The organism is Cystobacter fuscus DSM 2262, assembly GCF_000335475.2.
Taxonomy (GTDB): Bacteria; Myxococcota; Myxococcia; order Myxococcales; family Myxococcaceae; genus Cystobacter; species Cystobacter fuscus.
This window is the reverse complement of sequence record NZ_ANAH02000005.1, coordinates 672,165-685,807: the sequence shown is the minus strand read 5'-3', so window position 1 is coordinate 685,807 and position 13,643 is coordinate 672,165. Positions and strand designations below refer to the sequence as shown.

11 protein-coding genes are annotated in these 13,643 nt (G+C 68.6%); 3 read left to right on the top strand and 8 right to left on the bottom strand.

Going from position 1 to position 13,643, the window contains the following annotated elements; all coding sequences use genetic code 11:
- Positions 1-540: 540 nt before the first annotated feature.
- Both D187_RS10320 and D187_RS10315 read right to left on the bottom strand, forming a co-directional pair.
- Positions 541-1,548, bottom strand: coding sequence for a zinc-dependent alcohol dehydrogenase family protein (locus D187_RS10320; protein ID WP_002632727.1), 1,008 nt, complete (start codon positions 1,546-1,548; stop codon positions 541-543).
- Positions 1,548-2,597 (bottom strand): aldo/keto reductase, encoded by a 1,050-nt coding sequence (locus tag D187_RS10315; protein WP_043429219.1) that lies wholly within the window; start codon positions 2,595-2,597, stop codon positions 1,548-1,550. Before D187_RS10315 ends, D187_RS10320 begins: the two co-directional genes overlap by 1 nt.
- A 76-nt stretch (positions 2,598-2,673) precedes the next feature.
- On the opposite strand from D187_RS10315, the gene D187_RS10310 reads away from it, so the two are divergent.
- Entirely contained in the window at positions 2,674-3,615 is a 942-nt protein-coding gene (locus D187_RS10310; RefSeq protein ID WP_002632729.1) for a LysR family transcriptional regulator, read from the top strand.
- Positions 3,616-3,716: 101 nt separating this feature from the next.
- On the opposite strand, the gene D187_RS10305 is transcribed toward D187_RS10310, so the two are convergent.
- Both D187_RS10305 and D187_RS10300 read right to left on the bottom strand, forming a co-directional pair.
- A complete protein-coding gene (locus tag D187_RS10305) occupies positions 3,717-4,367 on the bottom strand; it encodes an NHL repeat-containing protein (protein ID WP_020917927.1) in 651 nt (216 codons plus the stop codon).
- Positions 4,368-4,707: 340 nt separating this feature from the next.
- Complete coding sequence (locus D187_RS10300) at positions 4,708-4,956, bottom strand: hypothetical protein (RefSeq protein WP_002632411.1); 249 nt, start codon at positions 4,954-4,956, stop codon at positions 4,708-4,710.
- A gap of 165 nt (positions 4,957-5,121) precedes the next feature.
- On the opposite strand from D187_RS10300, the gene D187_RS54950 reads away from it, so the two are divergent.
- Entirely contained in the window at positions 5,122-5,463 is a 342-nt protein-coding gene (locus D187_RS54950; RefSeq protein WP_020917926.1) for a hypothetical protein, read from the top strand.
- A gap of 270 nt (positions 5,464-5,733) precedes the next feature.
- On the opposite strand, the gene D187_RS10295 is transcribed toward D187_RS54950, so the two are convergent.
- From D187_RS10295 to D187_RS10285, 3 genes are all read right to left on the bottom strand, one after another.
- Positions 5,734-8,184, bottom strand: coding sequence for a S9 family peptidase (locus tag D187_RS10295; RefSeq protein WP_043428998.1), 2,451 nt, complete (start codon positions 8,182-8,184; stop codon positions 5,734-5,736).
- Between the two features lie 722 nt (positions 8,185-8,906).
- Entirely contained in the window at positions 8,907-9,704 is a 798-nt protein-coding gene (locus D187_RS10290; protein ID WP_155893279.1) for a hypothetical protein, read from the bottom strand.
- 420 nt (positions 9,705-10,124) lie between these two features.
- The gene (locus D187_RS10285; protein ID WP_020917925.1) at positions 10,125-11,126 is read right to left on the bottom strand and encodes a hypothetical protein; all 1,002 of its coding nucleotides are present in this window, start codon (positions 11,124-11,126) and stop codon (positions 10,125-10,127) included.
- A gap of 106 nt (positions 11,127-11,232) precedes the next feature.
- On the opposite strand from D187_RS10285, the gene D187_RS10280 reads away from it, so the two are divergent.
- The gene (locus D187_RS10280) at positions 11,233-11,562 is read left to right on the top strand and encodes a hypothetical protein (RefSeq protein WP_002632416.1); all 330 of its coding nucleotides are present in this window, start codon (positions 11,233-11,235) and stop codon (positions 11,560-11,562) included.
- A 401-nt stretch (positions 11,563-11,963) separates the two neighbouring features.
- Here the strand turns inward: D187_RS10280 and D187_RS10275 are convergent, their stop codons facing one another.
- Positions 11,964-13,604: an SMP-30/gluconolactonase/LRE family protein gene (locus D187_RS10275; protein WP_020917924.1), complete on the bottom strand. Its 1,641-nt coding sequence runs from the start codon at positions 13,602-13,604 to the stop codon at positions 11,964-11,966.
- Positions 13,605-13,643: the final 39 nt, after the last annotated feature.

The window sequence follows — 13,643 nt, the reverse complement described above, 5'->3', positions numbered from 1 at the left end:
CTGAGAGCGGGGCACGCAGACAAGAGGGTCCTCCAGGAACCTGGGAGGTGCTGACGACTCCACGTCGAAGTGGCCGGAGGGCAACCGGAAGAAAGCCCAGGCCCGAGGGAGATGGGCGCCCGACTCCCGCGGGAGCGAAGGACGGGTGGCGGTGGTAGCGCGCTGGCGAAGGAAACGAAGCCGGGCGTGAAGGTCGTCAGGAAGTCGGAGTGCCTCGTAGTACCGCTGAAGCAGGGGAACGCACCCGGGCGGACCCTGTGGAGGGAAGGGGGCACCGGAACATGGAACCGAGGGAGGGAAAGATGGCGGGGACACCGAGCCCTACAACCGTCTCAACGAAACTCCAACGGATAGCGACGCTGGCGAGCAGCTCATCCAGCGCAGGGTGCGAGAAGGGGTGTCACCGACTCGCAGCGAAACCATGAGCCGAGGAGCCGGATGCGGGAATTCTGCACGTCCGGATCTGTGGGGGGCCGGGGTGGGCAACTGCCCCGGTCTACCCGACAGGAGGGGGTTCGTCGACATCGCCGCCCGCGCCGCTTAGAGCGCGATCACGATCTTGCCGAAGAGCTCGGGCGAGGCTTGTGCCCGGTACGCGTCCCGGGCGTCCTCGAACCGGAACGTGCGGGCGATGGGCGGCCGGATCCGGTGCTGGTCGATCACCCGCGACAGCTCGTCGTACATCTTCGTGCTGCCCACGGCGATGCCTCGCAGGGTGGCGCCCTTGAACAGCACCTGCGTCGCGACGGACGGAGCGTCTTCCAGGGACATCAACCCCACGAGCGCCACTTCTCCCCCCGGACGGATGGCCGTCAGGGACTGAGGCAGGGAGGACGTTCCATTCACGTCGATCACCTTGTCGACTCCGCCGGTGCGCTCGAAGATGGCCCGTCCCCAGTCCGGGGTGTCCCGGTAGTTGACGCCCTCGCGGGCTCCCAGGGAGATCATCCGGCGCAGCTTGTCGTCCTGACTGGAGGTCGCGAAGACCCGGGCCCCCGCCGCGCGCGCCAGGAGCAGGGCGAAGAGGGACACGCCGCCACTTCCCAGCACCAGCACCTGGCTGTCCGGCCCGAGGGGCCTGCCGCCGTGGAGGGCGTTCCAGGCGGTCACCGCGGCGCAGGGCAGGGTGGACGTCTCGGCGAAGTCCAGGCTCTCGGGAGCCCGCGCGAGCCGGCTGGCGGGCAGGACGACACACTCGGCCAGCATCCCGTCCGTGTCGTGTCCGCCCAGACCGTAGTCGACCTCGGTGGGCGGCGCATCGTGCCAGTTCTTGAAGAAGTACGGTGTCACCCGGTCTCCCACGCGCCACGTCTCCACACCGGCGCCCACCGCGTCGACCTCACCGGCTCCATCCGACACGGGGACGAGGTCCCGCTCCAACAGCCGCATCCCCGGGAAGCCCTGGAGCACGAGCCGGTCCCGGTAGTTGAGGGACACCGCGCGGACGCGGATGCGGACCTCACCCGGACCGGGGACCGGCATCGGCACGTCCTCGAGCACGAGCCCCTCCACCGTCGTGGCGCCCGCCTTCAATGTCCAGCGACGCATCAGACGCCCCCCTGGACGGTCATCCCGCCGAAGATGCTCCGATTCACGGCGGCCTCGAAGATGGGATAGGGAGCGGCGGGTGCGAGCGCGCTCACCTCATCCAGGGCGCGCAGGTGCTCCTGCGACAGGCGCAGACTCAATGAGGCGAGGTTGTCCTGCAATTGCTCGCGCCGGCTCGCGCCGAGGATGAGCGAGGACACCCCCGGTTTCGCCAACGCCCAGGCGAGCGCGACCTGGGCCATGGGGCGTCCGACCTCGCCGGCCACGCCGCGCAGCACGTCGAGCACCCGCCAGTTGTGCTCGGTGAACTTCGAGTTCCCGAAGGGACTGGGCCCGGTGAGCCGCCCCTCGCCCGAGGCGCCCTGGGGCTCGCGCTGGTATTTGCCCGCGAGGAAGCCCGCGGCCAGGGGACTCCACGGGGTGATGCCCAGACCGCATTCACGCGCGGCGGGCACATGCTCCCGCTCGATGGAGCGCTCGGTGAGCGAATACTCCAACTGCAGGGCGATGGGCCCCGGCAGGGCGTGCGCCCGCGCCAGCGTGGCGGCCTTCGCGGCGTACCAGGCGGGCACGTTGGAGAAGCCGAAGTAGCGGAGCTTCCCGGCGCGCACGAGCTCGCCGAGCGACTGGAGCACCTCCTCCACCGGCGTGACGGTGTCCCACGCGTGCAGCCAGTACAGGTCCACGGAGTCGACGCGCAGCCGGCGGAGCGAGCCTTCCAACGCGCGCTGGATGTTCTTGCGCCCGTTGCCTCCGGCGTTGGGATTGCCGGCGCTGGAGTTGAAGGTGAACTTGGTGGAGAGGACGAGCCGGTCGCGCAGGGAGCGCTCGGCGATGTACGCGCCGACCAGTTCCTCGCTGCGTCCTCCCGCGTAGACGTCGGCGGTGTCGATGAAGTTGCCCCCCGCCTCCACGTAGTCGTCGAAGATGGCGCGGGAGATGTCGTCGGACGAGCCCCATCTCGGGGTGCCAAAGGTCATGGTGCCCAGGCAGAGCGGGCCGACGATCAATCCAGAATGGCCGAGAGGCCGGAAGGCGGTGGGGTTCATGCCGCGCAACATGGCGCGTGCCAGGGCCGTCGAGTAGATAGCCGGGTCGGCATGAGGTTGTGAGGTGCATGCAGCAATGAAGCGCAACGAGATGAACGACCTGGCGGCGTTCGTGGCCGTCGCCGAGGAGAAGAGCTTCACGCGCGCGGCGGCGACGCTGGGCATGTCCCCCTCGGCCTTGAGTCATGCGATGCGGGCCCTGGAGGGCCGTCTGGGCTTGCGGTTGCTGACACGAACGACTCGCAGTGTGTCGACCACCGAGGCGGGAGAGCGTCTGCTCCTGACGCTGCGGCCGGCGTTCGAGTCCATCCAGTCGGAGCTGACGGCGCTGGGCGCGATGCGGGACAAGCCCGCGGGCACCGTGCGCCTCACCACGTTCCGCTATGCCGCGACCCACGTGCTCTGGCCCATCCTGCCCCGGTTCCTGGAGGCCCATCCGGACATCCGCTTCGAACTGTCGCTCGATGATGGCCTGACCGACATCGTCGCCAGCCGGTACGACGCGGGCATCCGGTTCGGCGGTGCTCTGGACAAGGACATGATCGCCATCCGGGTGAGCCCGGACGTGCGGATCGCGGTCGTGGGCTCCGCGGCCTACTTCGCCCGGCATCCCCGGCCCACCACCCCCAAGGAGCTCGCCGGACATCGCTGCATCTCCTACCGGATGACGACCCTGGGCGGCTTGTACCCCTGGACCTTCGAGCGGGACGGTCACTCCCTTCAATGGAAGCCCGATGGAGCGCTCGTCTTCAATGACGACGACATGATCCTGACGGCCGCCCTGATGGGCCAGGGGCTCGCGTATGTCCTCGAGGATGTGGCCGCCGAGCACCTCGCCCGGGGTGATTTGATCCGCGTCCTGGAGGAGTGGTGCCCGGTATGGCCCGGCTGCCATCTCTACTACCCGAGCCGTCGCCAGCTCCCGCCCGCCCTGGCCGCGCTGATCGAGGCCCTGCGCCTGGCGTCGGCCCCAGCGCGGCCGTCCCGGACACGGAAGCGGACCCGGTCGGGGGATTGAATCCGTCCCCTGTACTCCTCCAGGAACTGGTGCGCTTCGCGCGAGAAGGGGCGTCCCAGGTGGACACGGGACACCCCGAGTCTTGAGGGCGTGCGGCCCCGTCAGGGCACCGGCACGAACCGGTAGAGGGCGCTCTCCATGTCGGACGTCAGATAGATGGTGCCCGAGCGGCCCACGGCGACGCCCGTGGGGAGGTAGCCGGGCGGCAGGCCCTCGCTCTCGGGCAGACCGATGCGCAGGTTGCGCGCGAGCACGGTGGAGCGTCCCGTGGCCGGATCGATGCGCACCAGTTGCTTGCGGCCCACCTCGGCGACGATCAGCCCACCGTCCGGATGCCGGGCGATGCCCTCGGGGGCCTTGAGGCCCTTGGCCACCGTGCGCCGGGCGCCGTCGGACAGACGCACCCGGGTCACGTTCCCCGAGCGCACCTCGGTGACGTACACCCCCGGCTCCTCCGCCTCCGTGTCGGCCGCGAGCCCCACTGGCCCCTTCAACCCCTCGGCGAGCACCGTGGTCCCCGCGGGCTCGGCGGCGTCCACCTTCACGAGCCGGCCCGTGGCGGCCTCGGCGACGAGCAGCGTGCCATCGGGCAGCTCGAGCGCGCCCTGGACGCCATTCGTGTTGGGAAGGGTCCGCAGGATGTCTCCCGTGGCCCGCTCCAGCACCTGCACGCTGGCCAGATAGGCGCTGCTGAGCACCACGTGCTTCGCGCTCAGGCTCACGTTCATCGGGAAGGTCATCCGGGTGGACATGGCTCGGGTCGTCTACACGGCCTCTCTTCCGCCTATGCGCGGGACCAGATCAGTTCTTGCCGGACCCATTTTGGACTCAATCCGGAGACGTATTCCTGGCCGCTGGATCCGCGCTCCTCTACTGGATGTCCCACCCCTCGTTCACTGGTAGATGCTCGGAGTGAGGAGCGCGGCCTTCCCGGGTTGAGCTGCTCCCTCGCTGGCGGCAGGCCGGGTAACGTTTCATTTACCTCTTGAGCAGGATCTTTCCTGGTCATGAGCGTGCACGTGGTCGAGCAGGGCGAATGTCTGTCGGTCATCGCGGAGAGCCACCACATCCGTGACCTTACGTCGAGGAGATCTACTTCGAGAGGGCGTCGGAGGCACCGGCAAGGTGAGCGGGAGCCGTCTGGCCGGAGAGGGGTCGCATGCCCCCCGTGTCGTGGAACTGGTCCTGACACACGCGCCCGAGCCGCTTTTCCTCGGGGGCGCTGCCGCCCGTCGGCCGCCGCTTGAGGAGGGCGTGCTCGGATGGGTCATGAGCCACGCTCCCGTCGATGCCGGCGTGCCCGATGCGGTGCAGCGAATCCTCGTCACCCTGCTGTGCCATGTGGGTCGGGTGACGTTCCTCGACTCCAGGGTGCACCTTGCTCGGGGCACCCCATGGAGCCCCGTGCCCGGGGGCGCTGCGCGTGTCCTCGCACCAGGCCGACTCCACGCGCTGATGGGGCACCCCTCGTTTCCCCTGCGATGCACGCGCGATCCACAGGTGGCATTGCACCTGTTCGATGAGTCGGCGTTCCCCTGGTGTCAGGGGGGACAGCTCGCGCTGGTGTCACCGCCTGGCGGACCGCCTCCCGCTCTCGAGCATCCTCTCGTCGAAGCCGCGTTCGAGCCGCGCCGGACAGAGAAGGTTCTCGGCGGCGCTGAAAACCAGCCCTTTGCGCTGATGCGCGCCGGTCCCGACGGAGACTTCGCGCACATCGTCGTTCGCGAAGAGCAGGCCGCAACGCTCTGGAGTCGGCTGTCGGAATCCTGCGCCGAGGCAGCCGTCCCGCTGCGCGTCGTCGACGGGCCGACCTTCAGCCGGACTCGCTGGGTTACCGCGGACACCTGATTCGCCTGTGCGGGAGGTCCCGCCGATTTACTGCTGGGGCCGGTGGGGCAGGGGGGCGCTCGAGCGCGGGCTCCCGGGCATGATCGAGGACGTGAGATAGAGCGCCGCCAGTGACTCGCTGATGACGGGGGAGTTGTAATTCGACTCTCCGGCAGGCCGCGGGAGCGTGGGGGCTTCCAGGTCCCTGTGGGTGCTTGGGGCTCAAGGAGGCGCGGAAGCGGCCTGAGCTGGCTCAGCGCGCCGCGGGCACGTCCAGCGCCCCGGAGACGCTCAGGGCACCGTGTCCGCCGCCGTCGCCGGGGCGCGCGGGGGCGCGTTCTTCACGTGACGGTCGAGCCAGTTCACCATCTCCCAGTTCACGTGCCCGATGGACTCCCGGGCGTTATAGCCGTGGCCCTCGTTGGGCAGGAGCACGTAACGGGCCGTGCCGCCGTTGCCCTTGAGCGCGGCGTAGAAGCGCTCGGACTGGATGGGGAAGGTGCCCGGGTTGCTGTCCGCCCCGCCATGGATGAGCAGCAGGGGCTCGCGGATCCGGTCCGCGTAGGTGAACGGGCTCATCCGCGTATAGGTCTCCGGCGCCTTCCAGTAGGTGCGCTCCTCGGACTGGAAGCTGAACGGGGTGAGCGTGCGGTTGTAGGCGCCCGAGCACGCGATGCCCGCGCGGAACAACTCCGTGTGCGCCAGCAGGTTGGCCGTCATGAAGGCGCCGTAGCTGTGGCCGGCCACCGCCAGGCGGTCACGGTCGCTCACGCCCAGCTTCACCAGCGCCTCCACCGCCGCCTCGGCGTCCGCCCGGAGCTGCTCGACATAGGTGTCATTGGGCTCGGCGCCGTTCGCGCCCACGATGGGCATCGCCGGATTGTCCAGCACCGCGTAGCCCTGGGTGAGCAGGAACAGGTGGCTGAAGCCGCTGGGCCGCGTGAACACGTTGCCCATGTCCACCGTCTGCCCGGCGACCTTGGCATCGGTGTACTCGGCCGGGTAGGCCCACAGCAGCGTCGGCAGCGGTCCGTCGCGCCGGGGCTCGTAGCCCGCCGGCAGGTAGAGCGTGCCCGACAGCGGCAGCCCGTCCGCGCGCGAGTAGACGATCGTCTTCTGCGTCACCCCCGCGAACACCGGCGCCGGATCCTTGAAGGCGGTGATCGCCCGGCTCTTGCCGTCCTTCACGCTGCGCAGCCAGTAATTGGGCGCCTCCGTCGCGCTCTGGCGTTGCGTGAGCAGGCGGGTGCCCTCCGCGTCGAGCACCGCCTCCACGCTCTCGTAGTAGGGCGCCTGGGCGGCCCACACCCGCGTCACCCGGCCGCTGGCCACCTCGTGCCGGTCGACGAAGGGGAAGTAGCCCGCCTTCGTCGCGCCATCGCCCGACATGAAGAAGGCGCGTCCATCGGACGTGTAGCGCAACGCCGGCTTGCCCGCGGCGTTGTCCTCCAGCAGCGGCAGGCCGGGATCCCCGTACTGGTCCTGGAAGTTGCGCTCCAGGAGAAGCCGCGCCGTCCCCGGCCGCGAGGGGTTCACCACCGAGCGCCGCTCGGTGCGCGTCTTCCGCTTGCGCTCGAGCACCAGCGCGTGGTCGGCGCGGCCCCAGTACACCTTGGAGAAGCGCTCCTGGAGGTTGGCGAGCTTGACGGGCGCCGCCTTGAAGGGCGCCGCCTGCAGCCACAGGCTGTCATGGAAGGGCACGTCCGCCTTGGGATTGCCCCCGTCCAGCGCCTCGGCCCAGGCGAGCGTCGCGGGCGCATCCGCGCGCCATTCCACCTCGCGCGGCCCCCGGACGACGGAGTCGTATTCGATGGGCACCTCGTCCGCCAGCGGCCGGTCGACGATCGTCCGCGCGCGCTGTCCGTCGAGCGTCGAGACCGCGATCTCCGTGGGGAAGGAGCTGGCGGGCAGTTGATAGGAGAAGGGCCGCTTCAGGGTCTCGGTGAGCAGGTAGCGGCCATCGGGCGACACGGAGAAGCGGGGGAGGAGCCCCGGCGCGCCGATGGGGCGCGGCGCCGAGCCGTCCAGCGCCACACGCGCGAGCTGGCCGGTGAAATAGTACTCGAACAGGGCCTCATCGGAGGGGTTGCGCAGCAGGTCGGCGTGGGTGCGCGCGGGCCGGGTCTGGCCGTCATTCTCCTCGACGATGGGTCCGGTGGGGGTGCTGGAGACGGTGGGAGGCGCGCCCCGGTCCGCCCGCACCTGCCGCACGACGAAGCCGGTGCTGTCGGGCAGCCAGCGGAAGGCCGAACCGAACGCGGCGTTGAGCGCCCCGGTGATGCGCCGGGCCGAGCCATCCTGCTCGACCACCCACAGCTCCAGCTCCTTGGGCCGCTCGAGCATGAACGCGAGCCGCTTGCCATCCGGCGACCACTGGGGCGAGGCGTAGCGCGAGCCCGCGGGCAGGGGCACCGCCACCTCCTTGCCCGTGGCGAGCTCCTGGAGGGTCAGCGCGTTGTACCACCGCGCATATATCTCGCTCTGACCCGTGGTGGCCGGGTCGATGCGGTAGCTCGCCAGCCGGAGGATGGGCCGGGAGAGCCGCTCGATGCCCGGCATGCTCTCGTAGCCGAGCAGGGCCAGACTCTGGTGCTGGGAATTCACCAGCACAAAGGGGGTGGCCGGGGCCGCGAGGATGCTCGCGATGGGCTCGGGGGGCGTGCGGTAGCCATTCTCGACCGCGGGCGGCGAGGCCGTGGCGGTCAGGAGCGCGGCGAAAACAGGCAGGGGGGAGAGGAGCATGGGGAAGGGTTTTTTAGTGCATTGAAGAACACCCTGGCCAGGGTGTGGCCCCCGGGCCGCGCGTGCCATGCCGCACGCGGTCGGATGGAGATGGAGAATTCGCGCGCGGGTGCGCCCACGGCCCGGTTCGCCTGGGTGGTTGGTTCTCTGCCCGGCGTCAGACGAAGGCTTGAAGTCCGCATGGGCGCGAAGGACCCGAAGAAGGGATTCTTCCTCACGGACCCCTGGCCGGGGGCTCCCGGAATTCCCCCATGCTCCGCCTGCTCGCCAATCACCTCCAGCAGTCTGGCGATGGCGGCCTTCGACTCCTGGTCAATCCCCCGGAATATGATGCGACCCGCTCCGAATCGCATCGCAAAAGGACGCTAGCAGTGGCCCGCTCGCGGCAGAACTGCCCGCGAGGCCAGCTTTGACGGTGCATGGCATACAGATGCGGCGCCTCCACCTCGTGCCGCGTCGCGCCCTCGTACGGGGCCTCGCGGTGACGAAGGAGTAGCTCTACTGCGACAGGTATGCCTGCACCCCGCCGCGGCCTCCACACCCGACCCGTGCCCTCAGCGGGAAGGAGCTCCTCTTCTCCTGGCGTCTCCCGTGCGGTGGGCGTGATTGCATATGGCCTCGCGCGGGTCCACCAGGGCGCCAACCCATGAATATCCAAGCATCCCAAGGGCTCGGAACCACCAGCCGGTTCCGAGCCCTTCGTCAGCCTCCGCTAGAACAACTCAGGGCTTGTACTTGCAGGTCGCTCCGTTGGCCAGGACGTTGGTCCAGGGATAACCGGCCATCGAACCGCAGGCGTTGGCCTCGGAATTCGCGGCGATGTGACCGCTCGACTGGGCTTCATAGAATTCGCCATTCGACTTCCCGCCCTCCTGCAGATACGCGCGGAAGCAGGCGTCCCTGGTCGCATACCCGTCGTAGTTGTTGGACGCAGAGCAAATGGTGGTGTTGTTGTACTGATTCACCCACCAGTCGAGCCCGCCGGTATCCGGGCACCGCTTGAAATCAGACACGTACCAGCCGATCCACTTGGTCTTCACGGGATCCGTGGAGGAGCACGTCACGGAAGAGCCAGAGGCGGTCATGGTGCTCACGACCTTGCCGTTGCAGGAGCCGCCCTGGAACACCCACGAGCCATTGCTACAGGTGTATTGGGCCGATCCGGTACGCTCCGAGCTGGCCAGCGTGGCCGGGAAGGTAAAGCCCTCGTTGCCCGCGGGAACAGTTCCATAGCAGTAGTAGGTGCCCATGGTGTTCGCATTGCCGTTCCAGCTCGGCTGCCACTGCGACCAGCCCACCGTCGTGCTGGGGCAGCCCCCGAGCCCCTGAGTCAGCTGCCCGGTGTCACCTTCCGCTCCGGCCTGCACGGCCTCCGTGGGCAGGGACTCGGACACGTTCGCGGCTTCCGCGGACTCCGAATAGCCACCGTCGACACCAGGCGCGCCCCCGCACCCCACGGCGAGAGACCCGAACAGGGCGGAAACCCACATACCACGGCCCATCAGCGCACCAATTCGCATGTTCATTCCTCCAGTAAGTGTTCATGGTGAGCGGTCGTCGCGCTCCCCGGTACGGCATGAGTGGGTACTTGGCTCGTCCCGAGTCACCTTCGTTGGGCCGAGCAGGTTCCGCTCAACGTGAACGAGCCGGCGGGGAATTACTTGATGCATTTCATCCGCTGGGGAGTTCCACGGGGCCGTGTCACTCCCTCTGATGCAAGCCCGGCTCGAAGCACCACCTCCTGGTCGACCGGCGCGGCTTTCTTGAATGCTGAGAGTGGTGCCGGTCAGCAGGCGGCCTGGAGACGCGTCGGCGCCCCCCCTCCATCTGCATGCGGTCCAAGGATGGGCTGGTCTGCTCGTTGGCGGCGCCTCCCTCCACGCCGGGAATGAAGGGGTTGGCACTGGCCGACCCGGAATGAAGTGAGGGAGAGGAGGGCGTCAGGGATTGAAGCGGATGATCTCGATGCCCTTGTCCGTCCCCACCGCGAAGCGGCGCCCCACCGGATCCATCGCGATCGGCGGTTGTTTGGACTTGAGGAAACCGATGATGCTGCTGGATTGCTGGCCCGTGGCGAGCTCCGGCCAGCTCTCCACGACCCGGCCCGTCGCCAGCTCGATGCGATGGGGGTGCCCGAAGAACCCCACCGCGTAGTTGTCCATCGCCATCAGCGTCCCCGGCGCCTGCTGCGCGAGCGCCATGGACACGAAGCGCCGGTCGGTGAGCGAGTACACCCCAAGGCGCACGTCACTCGTCTCCCCTCCGTCTCCGAAGGATGTGTCGTCCCCGTCCAGACCGGAGCAATTCAGGACGACCGTGTCCCGTGCCCCGAAGGCCGCCGAGTGCACCTCCAGGAACGCATCCCCCACCTTGAAGTCCTGGGGCTTGTCCAACGTCCCGGGCTGCTCGATCGCACGGGCCACGTCGTAGACGTGCGCCGCGTCCACCGGATGCCAGATCCACCCCGCGCTGAGCAGGTAGCGGCCATCGCGGCTGAACTGGAGCCGGGAGTGGAAGAAGTCCGGTGAGTCGCCGTCCCGCCGGGTGAGCCGCTCTCCTGTCTCGGCGTCCTCGAGCTCCAGGCGGCAATACTCCTCGGGACAGTGGGCCAGGAGCGTGCGGCCGCTCGGCAGGATCACGAGGGCAACGGGATATTCGTATTTGTTCGCCTGGTAGAAGCTGCGGTTGAGTTCCCGCACCACCTCCCCGTTCCGAAGCAGGAGCCCCTTGGTGCCGAGCTTCTCGTAGAGAACGGCGTACTGGCCATCCCGCGACATCACCGCGGCATCGAAGTGGTAGGCATAGCGGACGTGGGGATCGGCGATCTTCCCGTCCAACCCGTACTGGACGCCACCATCGACCCAGTCGATGAGCGTCTCGCCGCTCCAGCACAGGGACTGGGGAGCACAGGGCGTGGGAATGAATATTCGTTCGGATTTCATGAGCCCCGGGACGCAGGAGGCCCAAGGCACCTGACACGCGCCCACGCCACGGAGCTGTCGCCAGACGCCACTCCTTTGTCGGGCGCTGAAGAAGAGCCTCATCGCGTTGGGTTTCGCCCTCTCCCTCTCCGCCTGCATGGGCCCTCCGGAGGAGGCCGAGGGCACCGAGCCCGGCGCGCAGCCCGTGGAGTGCGTGCAGCAGTCGCTGCCGTCGTCTGGCTGGACCCGGACGTACTACAGCGATTCCACGCGCACGACGGTGGTGGGCTACGAGCAGTACGACTGCGATCCCGACTACCGGTCGTTCGAGGGCGAGTCGTCGCTCTATTACAATACGTACTATTACGACTGCCCCGGCTTCGATAGCCCCGCCTTCCCGCAGACGAAGTGCATGAGCTGCAAGACGGCGACGTCGTGCGTCCTCGTCTCCTGCTAGTAGGGTGAGCCTGCCCCAGTTCAGTTGGACATACCCCATAACCAGAGCAGGCGAAGACATCCAGCGCGAAAGGACGGGGCAGCAGCCCCGCCCCATCCAATCGCGGCGTGCGCTCCTTCGTCGACGCCACCGTCGCAGCCAGGGCCGGGCGCTTCTCCTCCAGCCCCAGCTCCGCCTCCGCTTGAGGGAGCGGAAATGGCCGCACTTCTCGCGGCGCACCGGCGCGAAGCCGTGTGCCAGCACTCCGCATTCCAGGTACCACCCTGCTGCGGATTCCCGGGCCGGAGGGCTCGACGGTCTACGTGCTGCACGTCCCCACGCCGCCGGGAGCGTCCACGGTGGTGCACTTCCACGGCACGGAGACCAGCGACACCCCGAGTCTTGAGGGCGTACGGCCCCCGTCAGGGCACCGGCACGAAGCGGTAGAGGGCGCTCTCCATGTCGGACGTCAGGTAGATGGTCCCCGAGCGGCCCACGGCGACACCCGTGGGGAGGTAGCCCGGCGGCAGGCCCTCGCTCTCGGGCAGACCGATGCGCAGGTTGCGCGCGAGCACGGTGGAGCGTCCCGTGGCCGGATCGATGCGCACCAGTTGCTTGCGGCCCACCTCCGCCACGATCAAGCCCCCGTCGGGATGCCGGGCGATGCCCTCGGGGGCCTTGAGGCCCTTGGCCACCGTGCGCCGGGCGCCATCCGACAGACGCACCCGGGTCACGTTCCCCGAGCGCACCTCGGTGACGTACACCCCCGGCTCCTCCGCCTCCGTGTCGGCCGCGAGCCCCACTGGCCCCTTCAACCCCTCGGCGAGCACCGTGGTCCCCGCGGGCTCGGCGGCGTCCACCTTCACGAGCCGGCCCGTGGCGGCCTCGGCGACGAGCAGCGTGCCATCGGGCAGCTCGAGCGCGCCCTGGACGCCATTCGTGTTGGGAAGGGTCCGCAGGATGTCTCCCGTGGCCCGCTCCAGCACCTGCACGCTGGCCAGATAGGCACTGCTGAGCACCACGTGCTTCGCGCCCAGGCTCACGTTCATCGGGAAGGTCATCCGGGTGGAGAGCGCCCGGGTCGTCTGGGTAATCTTTCCATCCCGTCCGCCCACCCGGCGAAGGGCATACACATCCGCCACATACAGCTGCTCGTCCTCATCCTCCGGCGCGACGGCGATGCCGGAAGGCACGCTCAAGCGCGCCTCGACGAGCTGCCGGACGGAGCCATCGGCGGGATTCACCACGCGGATGTCATTGTCCACCATGTTGGACACGTACACCTGGTCATCGGGGCCCACCACCAGGTTGTCGAGCCCGGTGGGCAGCTTCGCGACGACCTGCTTGTCTCCCGTGGCCACCCGGACGCGGACCAGCTCGCCCTTCGCCGAGTCGACCACGAAGAGGTTCTCACGGCTGGAGTCGAAGTTCGCGGCCACCGGCATCGCGAAGCCCTCCGCCACGGTCTCGATGCTGCCCGTGTCCACGTCCACCCGGGCAATCTGTCCCTTGAGCAGGATCGGGCCGTAGAGCTTGTCATCCGTGCCGAACTCGAAGCCATTGAGGAAGCCGGGCTTGGAGATGACCTGACGAGGAGGCTTCTTCCCGTTCGGATCCACTTCCCACAGCGCATCGGCCCGGCCGAGCTGGGTGACGTAGAACCGGCCATCGCGGCGGAAGGCCAGCGAGTTGAGGCCCGGCAGCTCCTTGGCGATGGCGCGCGTCTTTCCATCCGGAGTGCGCTTCATCAACTTGCCGGAGAAATAGCCGGTCCAGTAGATGGAGCCATCGGGCCCCAGGGCGACATCATCCGCGCCGCCCAGCGGAGGCCCCACCAGGGTGGACACCGCGCCACTGTTCAGGTCGATGGAGTGGACCGACTGGCCGAGCAGGTTGCTGGCCAGCAGGTGTCCCTTGCCATCGAGTGCCATTCCATGGACGCCCTGGAAGGGAGAGCCGGCCACGACCACCTCCTGGCGATAGGCCGGAGGAGGAGCGGCCAGGGACAGGCTGCTCCCCAGCAACAGGGAAGCGAGCAGGGACTTGTAGGCGAAGCGATGCATGTGGGGTCTCCGGGTGGGGCTCGAAAGGCAATGCGCTGG